The sequence below is a fragment of the Vibrio sp. QJM3NY_26 genome (assembly GCF_057786005.1).
Genome location: NZ_CM173515.1, coordinates 923421 through 935342, shown reverse-complemented (window position 1 = coordinate 935342; position 11922 = coordinate 923421). Strand labels below are relative to the sequence as shown.

The following is an 11922-nucleotide window of genomic DNA, read 5'->3' as shown; positions in this document are numbered from 1 at the left end:
AGACATGAACTTTGATTGTTAAACTAACTCAGCAACTAGAAGTTAGAAATCGATTCTCGCTTCGGTTTGAGCATCGAAGAATACCGCCTTTGATAAATCAAAATGAAGCGGTGCCATTTGCCCAACCGACACTTCAAATTCTGGCGATAAGCGACACGCGACTTCTTGGTCGTTCACTTTGACCATCGCAATAGTATCTGGCCCTGTTGGCTCCAACACTTCCAATTGCAGATCTAGCTTTGTGGTTGCCGACACATCATCACCTTCTTGCTCGGTAATGTGCTCAGGACGTAGCCCTATCACCAACTCTTTGCCATCTTGGTCACGCATACTCTGTGGCAATCGAATGTGGTGTTCTTGTTCGGCGGTACCCACCACTTTGATGATCGGATTCTGTTCTTCATCCAAATCCACCATGGTCTTAATAAAGTTCATGGATGGTGACCCCATAAAGCCCGCCACGAACATATTATTTGGCTTGGTATAAATCTCTTGCGGTGTGCCTAACTGCTGCAGTTCACCGTCTTTCATTACTGCGATGCGATCCGCCAGAGTCATCGCTTCGATCTGATCATGGGTTACATAAACAATCGTGGTATTCAGCTTCTGGTGCAGACGTTTGATCTGGTGGCGCATTTCAACACGCAGCTTGGCATCCAAGTTAGAAAGCGGCTCATCAAATAGATACAGCTTAGGACGACGAGCCAGAGCGCGGCCCATCGCGACACGTTGACGTTGGCCACCAGAAAGCTGCGATGGTTTACGATCAAGCAGCTGTTCGATTTGCAGCATTTCTGCCACTCGATTAACTTCAGCATCAATCTCTTGTTGAGGCATCTTACGAATCTTCAGACCAAAGGCGATATTGCCACGCACCGTCATGTTTGGATAAAGCGCGTAAGACTGGAATACCATCGCGATGTCGCGATCTTTTGGCTCAACCTGCGCTACATCTACACCATCAATCACAATCTCACCCGAGCTAATATTCTCTAGCCCAGCGATGGTGTTCATTAAAGTGGATTTCCCACACCCCGAAGGGCCGACAAGTATCAAAAATTCCCCCGAATCGATACTAATGTCGATGCCCTTTAACGTTTCGTTGTCCGCGTTGCGATAGGTTTTACGGATCTGTTTTAAATCTAATGTTGCCATGGGTAATTATCCTTTTACTGATCCTGCCGTTAGGCCACGAACAAAATATTTTCCTGCGAAGACATACACCAACAGCGTTGGCAGTGCGGCGATTATCGCGGCAGCCATGTCGACGTTATATTCCTTAACGCCAGTACTGGTGTTAACTAAGTTGTTTAATGCCACAGTTATCGGTTGTGTATCAGAGCCCGAATACACCACCCCGAACAAGAAGTCATTCCAAATCGCGGTGAACTGCCAGATCACCGTCACCATGATAATTGGCGTTGAGATCGGTAATAAAATCTTGAAGAAGATGGTAAAGAAACCTGCACCATCGAGTTTTGCCGCCTTGATCAATTCATCAGGAATCGAGATGTAGAAGTTACGGAAAAACAGGGTCGTAAACGCCATGCCGTAGATAACGTGCACAATCACCAAGCCGATAGTTGTGTTTGCCAAACCCATTTTTCCTAACATGGTTGCCATTGGCAGCAGCACCACTTGGAATGGAATAAAGCAGCCAAACAACAACAAACTAAAGAACAGGTTTGAACCTCTGAATTGCCATTTCGTCACGACATAGCCATTGAATGCACCGAGCAATGTTGAAATCGCAACCGCAGGAATCACCATTTGGAATGAGTTCCAGAAGTAGCCTTTGATACCTTCACATTTCACGCCCGTACATGCGGTGTCCCAAGCTTTATACCAAGCATCGAACACCCACTCTTTTGGCAAGCTCATCAGGTTGCCTGCCTTGATATCAGGCAAGGTTTTGAATGACGTCAGCGCCATGACGAACAATGGCATCAAATACACCAAGCAGAAGAAAAGCAGTGCTGAATAAATAAAGATTCGAGCAAAGTTGATGTTATTCATCATGACTTTTTATCCCTAAGTTCAGAGTAAAGATAAGGCACGAGAATCGCTAAGATACCGGCAAGCATCATCATGGCACTGGCAGCACCAAGGCCGATTTGTCCGCGAGTAAAAGAGTGTGCGTACATGAATAGCGCAGGAAGATCCGATGAATAACCGGGGCCACCTGCCGTCATTGCGGTCACAAGGTCGAAGCTCTTAATCGCAATGTGTGAGGTGATGATCACCGCACTGAAAACCACAGGACGCAAGCAAGGTAGAATGATTTTAAAATAAATAGTGGGTAAGCTTGCCCCATCAATTTGAGCGGCTTTAATGATTGAAGAATCGATACCGCGCAGCCCCGCTAAGAACATTGCCATCACGAACCCTGAAGACTGCCAAAGTGCCGCTATCACTAAGGTGTAGACCGACATTTCAGAGTCGACTAGCCAATCGAACCTGAAGTCAGTAAAACCCCAGTCATGCATCAGTTTTTCAATACCAAGGCCCGGATTAAGAATCCATTTCCACGCCGTACCCGTCACGATGAACGACAACGCCATTGGGTATAAATAGATGGTACGAATCGCCCCTTCTTGACGGATATTCTGGTCAAGCAATACCGCTAAACCAACACCAAGCAAGATGGCAATCGCCATAAATAGAAAACCAAACACACCGAGGTTGGTGATTGAGGTGATCCAGCGATCGTTATCCATCAGCTTTTCATATTGGGTTAAACCAACGAAGTTAAAGCTAGGCAGAAATCGAGAGTTGGTGAACGACAATGCGGCCGTCCAAAAAATGTAGCCGTAGATACACACCACGGTCACTAACGCAGTCGGCGCCAGTACAATTTTAGGTAACCAATGTTGCAACCTGTCAGCAAAACTCGGTTTCGGTGCAGGCTGGCTCCTTGTGGGTTTTGGAGTCGACTCAGTCAAAACATGCTCCATAACTTATCCTTGTTGCACAATCGAGCCAGTGGCTTACCTTTCGGCACCACATCAGCATCACGCATATTAGAATTGGGAGTGAAGAGCAGATAGGCTCCCTACGAGCCTACCCACCCTGGGGGTTTGGTGTTAGACCAAGTTAGATTAGATAGCCGCTTTCACTGCTTTTGCTAACTTAGCTGCCGCTTGTTTCGGATCGGCATCTTTCTCGTTGAAGAAGTTGGTCACTACGTCATAGATAGCGCCTTGAGCGTAGCTTGTGGTCGCTAGGCCGTGAGCCATACTCGGAACAAGATCGCCCGATTCAGCACTCGCTTTGAAGGTTGCCATTGAATCCAACGCACATTGGTCAAACTTAGACATGTCCATATCTAGACGTACAGGGATAGAACCTTTGTTAAGGTTGAAGACTTCTTGGAAATCTTTAGTAAGAATGGTTTTAGCTAGATCTTGCTGCGCTTTTTGGTTATCTTTGTCACTTAACTCGAAGAACGCAAAGCTATCGATATTAAAGGTAAATTGGCCGTCAGTACCAGGAGCTGGTGCACAGATGTAGTCTTTACCCGGCACTTTACCTGCTGCAGTAAATTCACCTTTCGCCCAGTCACCCATGATTTGCATCGCTGCTTCGCCATTGATAACCATTGAGGTTGCTACGTTCCAATCACGACCTGGAGAGTTGCTGTCGATGTAATCTCGCATTTTTTTGAATTTGGTGAACACTTCCACCATCTTGTCGCCAGATAATACGTCCATATCAAGATCAACGAACGCTTTGTTGTAATCTTCACTGCCTAGTACATCAAGTGCTACTGCCTCGAATACCGTCGCGTCTTGCCAAGGTTGACCACCATGAGCCAGTGGAATAAAGCCAGCCGCTTTAATCTTGTCTGCAGCAACAAAGAACTCATCTAATGTCGTTGGAACCGTCACACCTGATTTTTCTAAAACAACAGGGTTAGCCCAAAGCCAGTTAACACGGTGAACGTTGACAGGAACTGCTACATATTCGCCATCCCACTTCATCACTTTAGTCACTACTTCTGGTAGTAGTTCATCCCACTGTTCTTGTTTAGCAGTCGCATCGAGAGACGTTAGAAAACCTAAACCACCCCACTCTTGAATATCATGACCTTTGATCTGCGCTGCAGAAGGTGGATTGCCCGATACTGCTCGAGTTTTCAAAACAGTCATCGCACTTTCACCGCCGCCACCAGCAACAGCAAAGTCTTTCCACGTATGGCCTTGTTCTTCAATCATCTCTTTCAGTACCGCAGCGGATTTCGCTTCGCCACCGGCAGTCCACCAGTGAAGCACTTCCACTTCACCAGCTTGAGAAAATGTTGAGGCAGCAAGAAGAGATAGAGTAAGTAAGGTTTTATTGATTTTCATTATAATCTTCCATGTTTAGCGGACTCGACGTCCGGTTCAATAAAGAGTCTACTTATTTTGATTTTTAGGATTGAAACAAAAGGTAAGACTTATGTAACACAATTGTTACATTACACTTCTAAGCCTCTTGGTATATAGACTTTGGCTTCTAGGCCACCTTGAGAGGAGTTGCGAATAATGAGATCTCCGCCATGTCCATGCAGAATGTTTCGACAGATCCCGAGCCCTAAACCATGTCCTTGGTCGTCGGTTGCAAGCCTAAAGTAGGGTTCGAAAACCAACTCTAACTTGTCTTCAGTAATACCTTTGCCGTGATCCTGAATCGTCACAATGACCCACACTGAATCACTGCTGATATCTACCTCGGCGGATTGTCCATATTTCACAGCATTGTCGATAAGATTGGTGAGCACGCGTTTAATCGCTAAAGGTTTAGCAACCAAAGGCTCAATCACGGCAGGTTCAAACTCGATCTGAGTTTGGTATTGGTTGTGCAGTTCAATTACGGAGAGCATCATCTCGTTGAGATCGATAATGGCATTGTTTTCATGAAGGTCTGTGTCTCTTACCGCTTGCAAAGCACCTTTAACCATCATCTCAAGTTCATCGAGATCTTTATTGAATTTGTCTTTCTTTACTTCACTCTCCAACAACTCTGCACGCAACCTAAGACGTGTTATTGGTGTCTTTAAGTCATGGGAGATCGCAGAGAAAAGGTGCTCTCGGTCGGCCACATAGCGACGAATTCGTTGCTGCATGCGATTAAAGGCTCGAGTGGCAGTGACCAGTTCAGTTGCCCCTTCTTCGTTAAGCGGAGGCTGCTGAATATCCATGCTCATCTCATTAGCCGCTCTAGCTAACTTTTTAAGAGGGCGTACTTGACGACGAATCATCAAATAAGTCAAAACCAATAGAATGAGTGTCGAGGAAACTAAGAAAATGACTTGCTCACGACCGAGAATCGTATCGTCGAGTTTCACATATGGCGCTGGCAACAATGCCGCAATGTACACCCATTCATGACTGGTCAATTCTATCTGAACAACCAAAATAGGTGGATTAAGAGGCTCTAAGGTTAAAGTATGATGTGCCCACGATCGCGGGAGATCGCTTAAATAAATATCATTTTTGAGCAAGCGGAGGTGTTCCGGTCGAGAAAAATCAACCCGTACTGACGCCACTTTATTGAGTTTGCTACTCAAAACACTTTCTATCGCCTCAATTGAGGCGGTTTTTAGCCGGGTATCTGGGATCGGTTCGACAATCAAAGCCTCTTTATTGAAAGAAACGAAGAAACGTGTTCCCCCCATATTGCGGATTTGATCCAGCACGATATGACGATATTTAACGGGTAAAGATTGGAAAAAAGTCACCGTTGAAGCAAACATATTCGCCATGCTCGACGAAGCAGAACGAATCCCTTCCAGCTCTTTGTGTTTTGATTCGCTATACCAGATAGACGTTGCGATACCTTGAGCAATCACTACCGCTAATAAGGTAAGCAGCAATGTTCTTGCGACCAAGGAATTTGGCTTTAACCGGCTCAACCAGTTCATACGAAATACTTTATTAGTCTTAGTTCGTTAACCATAAATCATGCTTAGTGTTCATACTGAACAGGCACAGCAAGAATGTAGCCATTGCCGCGCATGGTTTTAATGTAGTGAGGATATTTACCGCTGTCGCCCAATCGGCTTCTGAGGCGACTAAGCTGCACATCAATACCACGTTCAAACGGCAGCGCTTCACGGCCTCTGGTCGCAAAAGATATAGTATCCCGGTCGAGAACTTCGTTAGGTCGAGTTAAGAACAACATCAACAAAGAAAAATCACTACCCGACAAGTCCATCTCTTCTGAGCTTTCATTGTGGGAAATTCGATGTGCGAGCGTATCAAGCGTCCAATCACCAAAAATAATCTGCTTTGGCAGTGCATCATTGGGTTTGTCATCGACTACTTGAACACGGCGTAACAGCGCTTTGATTCGAGCCATTAACTGACGAGGGCTAAACGGCTTGGCAATATAGTCATCGGCACCAATTTCCAGCCCGATAATCTGATCGGTTTCATCCGATACCGCAGTCAGCATGATGATAGGCACATTCGATTGCTTTCGAACTCGCTGACACAAGGTAAAACCATCATCACCGGGTAGCATGACATCAAGCAGAATCAAATCGGGATAACCTTGGTTTTGCAGGTGGGTATCGAGTTCAACACCGTCTCCCACAGAAGACACATCGAAACCCGATTTTGTTAGGTACTCTTCCAGCAGCTCGCGGATTTCTTGATCATCATCCACCACGAGAATTCGAGTATTTGTTGGCATCGCCTAAACCTATTAAATTTACAACTTATTCACATAGTGTATAGGCTGGCCGATTATTTGATTATTGACATGTTTGTAAAGTTAGACGAACAAACAGATAAAGATCACATCTTAGTGACCTCTACCTGTACTTAGCGACTCAAAGAATCATAGAAGGTTAAGAGGAACAGCTGATTTCCATGGCTTTGCCCCACTCAGGAGGCAGAGCTGCAAGGTGTTCATAGTCTGGGTGTTCTGCATAAGGGTCAGCCAGAACCACCATTAATGCTTCAATATCGCTGCTATCACCGCGTTCCGCTTTATCTATGGCGAGTTGAGCAAGGTAATTTCTGAGGATGTATTTCGGGTTCACTTGTCGCATCTTTTCGCTGCGCTCTGCCACTGAACTGTCTTCCAATTCGCAGCGTTGTAAGTAGTTATCCATCCACAGCTTCGCTGCCTCGCGGTCGATAATCAAATCAATCACTTCCTGTGGCAGCAAGGTATCCAAGTTCGACAGCGTTCTAAAGAATCTTGGGTAGTCGACTTTGTTTTGCGACATCAACTCAAACATAGATTCAAACAAACGGCTGTCACCTTCCTGTTTCGAAAGCAGCCCCAACTTACGACGCATCATCTGACTGAAATAACCATTCATTTGTGGTTCGTATTGTTCGAGTGCAGCCTCAAGTTCGGCTTTATCCACCAGCGGCGAAAGTGAGTGCGCCAGTGCCGATAGGTTCCACAATCCAATTCTAGGCTGTTGATTGAAAGCATAACGACCTTGGTAATCCGAGTGATTACAGATCAATCTTGGGTCATATTCATCAAGGAATGCGAATGGGCCATAGTCGAAAGTTTGGCCGATGATCGACATGTTATCGGTGTTCATGACTCCGTGAGCAAAACCATTCGCTTGCCACAGCGCGACCATTTCTGCAGTGCGATCAACAATCTCATTAAACATGGCTGCGTAGGGTTTCTCTTCATCGAGGCATTCTGGGAAGTGCCATTCGATGACTTTGTCGGCCAATAATTTATGTTCTGACAACTGATTGGCATAAAACAGGTGTTCAAAGTGACCGAAACGAATATGTGACTCAGCAGCGCGCACCAACAATGCGCCCCACTCTTGCTTCTCACGATAAACCGGCGTATCGCTGGTCATCATCGCCAACGCACGTGTGGTTGGGATATTAAGACCCGCCATCGCTTCGCTACATAGATACTCACGAACCGTTGAGCGAATAACCGCTCGACCATCGCCCATACGCGAATAGGGGGTTTTACCTGCACCTTTAAGGTGTAAGTCGAACGTTTCACCACTTTTCGCGACAACTTGCGCTAATAACAGCCCTCTTCCATCACCTAAATCAGGGTTATAAGAGCCAAACTGGTGACCTGCGTATTTCATTGCTACAGGCGAAAACTGCTCAGGTTCAACATTGCCAGATAACGTCTCAAGCAATTCCTCGGAAGCGTTTTCAAATGACGGAAAGCCAAGTTCATTCGCAAGATTATGGTTCCATGCGAGCCATTGGACATTGCTGAGCGGTGTAGGTTGAATTGGGGTATAGAACAGTCGAGGTAATGCGATAAATCGATTGCTAAATGAAATTGAATCCCAGGCAGACATGAGAGGCACACTATAGATAAAAGATGATTTAAGATTATCACAGTTTGATAACAACTTCAGATGAGGTTACGCGATGAGCTTATAAGTGAAGATTGCTTAGCTGTTTTGCAAAGAGGAAAAGCTAAGTGGCTAACCTGATGAGAAGAGCCACATTTATGAGAATAAGAGTTCTGACTTTGAAGACTTTTTAACAAGTGTATTCATAATAAAAACTGAAAATATTGAGCCATAAAACTGACTACATTAGAGCAAGAATACCCACAAGAGAAAGGGTAGAGAAAATCCAAGTACGACTGATTACGCCAAAATTACTGTGTTGAATCATTTCTTGATGCTGCATATGTCTCTCCTGAGAACGTGATGGTGTAACACCAATATATCGACTTTACACCGATATCAGCAAGCACATTAATATTAACCTTTTATTACAGCATCAAGAATATTCTGCAACTATTCAACTATTTGATAAATCAAAAGCTATGCTCGACTAGTCGTCGAAAGCAGTGCACCAGCCCCAATGAACACGCCTCCAGTGACACGATTAAAAACCTTGGCGCGACCTTTGGCGAACAACCAATTTGACGATTTAGCCCCTAAATAGGCGTAAACCAATAACCAAGACAATTCCATTACAATAAAGGTCAAAGCAAACACGGTGAACTGTGGAACCAGAGCGATCGATGGGTCAATAAATTGCGGAAAAAGTGCGGTAAAAAATAGGATAGCTTTGGGATTGCTCGCGCCAACAATAAAGCCACTGAGGTAATGCTGCGCAGCACTTTCTTTAACCGATTTAGAATCGGATTGTTGATTGGATAGGTTGTCATAATCTTGCTGGCTAGAACGTAGTGACTTCCAACCAAGATAAATTAGGTAAGCAGCACCGGTCCATTTAATGACATTAAACACCACCTCAGACGAAGCGATAATCACGCCCAGCCCAGTAAACGATAACGTTAGAATTCCAGTAATCGCAGTTAAGCTACCCAGCGCGGTAAATATCGATAATTTAAAGCCAGATTGCACACCTTTGGTCATGCATAATAAAGAGCTTGGCCCGGGCGAAGCTGTCAAAACCAGCACAGCTAATAAATAATAAATCCATGTATCAAAGCTCATCGCGAATTCTCCTTAACTCACTAAAACGAGTAAACATTGACCATCAATATGTGATAGTTATTCACATTAAGCAACTAAATAATATGAAACAAATCCTCAACGCTAATTACGATATCCAAAATTTAGGCAATAAAAAACGCCATGCACTGCTGCATGGCGTTTAAATTAATACAGATAGGGTTTCTTTAATAACGAAGGTAACCCGAATCTAATCAAAGAAGCTTTTTCGATACAAAACTTAGTCTTTGTAGATAGAGAACTCATCTGCGCAAGCCACTAACTGCTCGCGAGTGATCATGAATACGCCATGACCGCCATTCGAGAACTCAATCCAAGTAAATGGAATTTCTGGATATTGGTCCATCATGTGAACCATTGAGTTACCCACTTCACAGATCAATATACCATCATCAGTTAGGTAATCTGGTGCGTTAGAAAGAATACGGCGAACCAATTTAAGGCCATCAGTACCCGCTGCTAGGCCAAGTTCCGGCTCATGAGTAAACTCTTCCGGTAGGCTGTTCATATCTTCTTCGTCCACGTAAGGTGGGTTCGATACGATCAGGTTGTATTTCTCTTTTGGTAAATCACGGAAAAGATCTGAACGGATTGGGAACACTTGCTGCTCCATGCCGTGATCTTGAACGTTCTGCTCAGCAACTTGCAATGCGTCAGTAGAGATATCAATCGCGTCTACTTCTGCATCAGGGAATGCATGAGCACAAGCAATAGCAATACAGCCACTACCCGTACAAAGGTCCATGATACGCGTTGGCTCTTCAGTTAACCAAGGTTGGAATTGAGCTTCGATCAGCTCACCAATTGGCGAACGAGGCACAAGAACACGTTCATCAACGAAGAACTCTAGACCACAGAACCAAGCTTTGTTGGTTAGGTAAGCCGTTGGTGTACGATCATTGATACGCTTGATTACGCGCTCAACAATACGCAGACGTTCGCTGCTCGTTAGACGAGAGTTCATCACATGCGAAGGAACATCAATCGGCAGATAAAGAGTAGGTAAAATAAGTTGTACCGCCTCATCCCACGCGTTATCAGTGCCGTGACCATAAAAAAGGCCCGCTGCGTTAAAGCGACTAACAGTCCAACGAATCACATCTTGAAGCGTGTGTAGTTCTGATACCGCTTCTTCTACAAAAATCTTATCCAAAATTGTCTCCGAAAAGCGCTACAATACTGCTAATTACGTTTCTAATTAGAATTCATAACCTGATGAGCAAAAAAGACACCGACTTCGATGACGATTTCGCCCTATTCAACGATGCAGTAAAGGGCGTTAAAAAGTTGCAACAGGATACCATAGTCCAGCAGCCAAAAAGAAATGCCAAGCAAAAAGAAATTGCTCGCACGGCAAGACAAGCCAGTGATAGCGAGTTTTATTTCTCGGATGAGTTCATTCCGCATCTTAGCGAAGAAGGTCCAACACGTTATGCGCGTGATGATGTCTCTAAGTATGAACTGAAGCGCTTACGTCGTGGTGTCTACGTACCTGATGTGTATCTTGATATGCACGGTATGACTCAACAAGAAGCGAAACGCGAGTTAGGTGCAATGATTGCGCACTGCGTGAAAGAGAGCGTGGCGTGTGCCTGTGTTCAGCACGGTATCGGTAAACACATCCTTAAACAGAAGGTGCCTTTGTGGTTAGCGCAGCACCCCGACGTGATGGCTTTTCACCAAGCACCATTAGAGTTTGGCGGCAACGGCGCGCTGCTGGTTTTACTTTCCATTCCCGATAAATAACCTCTAGTTTTCAGTTTATTCAACAAAAGTTAACTAGCCAGTTATTGATTCGTACAAACAGCGTTTCAGAAATGACAAAGGGCATCTCAATTGCATTGAGGTGCCCTTTTTATTTGTCTTCAACTTTGTCTTTTTTTTGTAAAAAAAGAGCCCAACGAGCTTTGTCTAGTCTATGGATTAATATTCCAAAGTAACTCGCCCTTTTGTGTCTCAAGGTCGAATTCGATACAAGCTAATCCAGAAGTCGGAAACATTGGTGGTGCCATGCCTGTCGCGAACTCAGCGGTTAAGTAGCCAACTAGAGGTAAATGAGAAACAAACAAAATGGTCTCTAGTTTTTCTACTTCAGCCATCGCTAAAGTCAAATCAAACACGTCGTCAGACATTCCATAAGGCGTAATATCATCACAGGTTTCTACTTTCTTTCCGGAAAACGCCTGAGATATTTCTAACCACGTTTCTTGTGCCCTTAAATATGGGCTCACAAGCACTTTATCGAATTGACTAATCCCCTGCTCATTTGCAGCTTGAGCCACTGCAAGAGATGCCATTTTCCCGCGCTTGGTTAACGCTCGTTCTGCATCCGAGTCCGCAAAATGTTCTGCTTCACCGTGGCGCATTATGAATATTTTCATGTTCAGTCCTGTCTACGTAACATTTCGAAAGTCGATATATCCCATATCAGCGATACGCTACTTAGCGTTTGGCTCTCAAACTAGAGAAGCCGCAGTCTATATAAATAATTATAT

The 11922-nt window shown here is 44.7% G+C and carries 11 protein-coding genes; 1 reads left to right on the top strand and 10 read right to left on the bottom strand.

All coding sequences use genetic code 11. The annotated features are described in order from the left end of the window. Positions 1-42 precede the first annotated feature (42 nt). From AC3CH4_RS04205 to prmB, 9 genes are all read right to left on the bottom strand, one after another. Complete coding sequence (locus AC3CH4_RS04205) at positions 43-1155, bottom strand: ABC transporter ATP-binding protein (RefSeq protein WP_488543342.1); 1113 nt, start codon at positions 1153-1155, stop codon at positions 43-45. 6 nt (positions 1156-1161) lie between these two features. Then, complete coding sequence (locus tag AC3CH4_RS04200; RefSeq protein WP_004736059.1) at positions 1162-2019, bottom strand: carbohydrate ABC transporter permease; 858 nt, start codon at positions 2017-2019, stop codon at positions 1162-1164. Further along, positions 2016-2954 carry a carbohydrate ABC transporter permease gene (locus AC3CH4_RS04195; protein ID WP_488543341.1) on the bottom strand — a complete coding sequence of 313 codons (939 nt, stop codon included), beginning with the start codon at positions 2952-2954 and terminating at the stop codon, positions 2016-2018. The genes AC3CH4_RS04200 and AC3CH4_RS04195 overlap by 4 nt, the downstream gene beginning before the upstream one ends. Positions 2955-3098: 144 nt before the next feature. Next, complete coding sequence (locus AC3CH4_RS04190) at positions 3099-4346, bottom strand: ABC transporter substrate-binding protein (RefSeq protein WP_488543340.1); 1248 nt, start codon at positions 4344-4346, stop codon at positions 3099-3101. A 110-nt stretch (positions 4347-4456) separates the two neighbouring features. Next, entirely contained in the window at positions 4457-5902 is a 1446-nt protein-coding gene (locus AC3CH4_RS04185; RefSeq protein ID WP_488543339.1) for an ATP-binding protein, read from the bottom strand. 44 nt (positions 5903-5946) lie between these two features. After that, a complete protein-coding gene (locus AC3CH4_RS04180; protein ID WP_488543338.1) occupies positions 5947-6675 on the bottom strand; it encodes a response regulator in 729 nt (242 codons plus the stop codon). A gap of 157 nt (positions 6676-6832) precedes the next feature. Next, entirely contained in the window at positions 6833-8290 is a 1458-nt protein-coding gene (locus AC3CH4_RS04175; RefSeq protein WP_488543337.1) for a protein adenylyltransferase SelO, read from the bottom strand. 477 nt (positions 8291-8767) lie between these two features. Next, on the bottom strand, positions 8768-9409 hold the full coding sequence (locus tag AC3CH4_RS04170; RefSeq protein ID WP_017076791.1) for a LysE family translocator: 642 nt from the start codon (positions 9407-9409) through the stop codon (positions 8768-8770). Positions 9410-9647: 238 nt separating this feature from the next. Beyond that, on the bottom strand, positions 9648-10580 hold the full coding sequence (gene prmB / locus AC3CH4_RS04165) for a 50S ribosomal protein L3 N(5)-glutamine methyltransferase (RefSeq protein WP_054548177.1): 933 nt from the start codon (positions 10578-10580) through the stop codon (positions 9648-9650). A gap of 62 nt (positions 10581-10642) precedes the next feature. Between prmB and smrB the strand changes: the two genes are divergently transcribed. Beyond that, a complete protein-coding gene (gene smrB, locus AC3CH4_RS04160) occupies positions 10643-11173 on the top strand; it encodes an endonuclease SmrB (protein WP_488543336.1) in 531 nt (176 codons plus the stop codon). Positions 11174-11343: 170 nt separating this feature from the next. Here the strand turns inward: smrB and sixA are convergent, their stop codons facing one another. Beyond that, positions 11344-11808, bottom strand: coding sequence for a phosphohistidine phosphatase SixA (gene sixA / locus AC3CH4_RS04155; protein WP_054548175.1), 465 nt, complete (start codon positions 11806-11808; stop codon positions 11344-11346). Positions 11809-11922 lie beyond the last annotated feature (114 nt).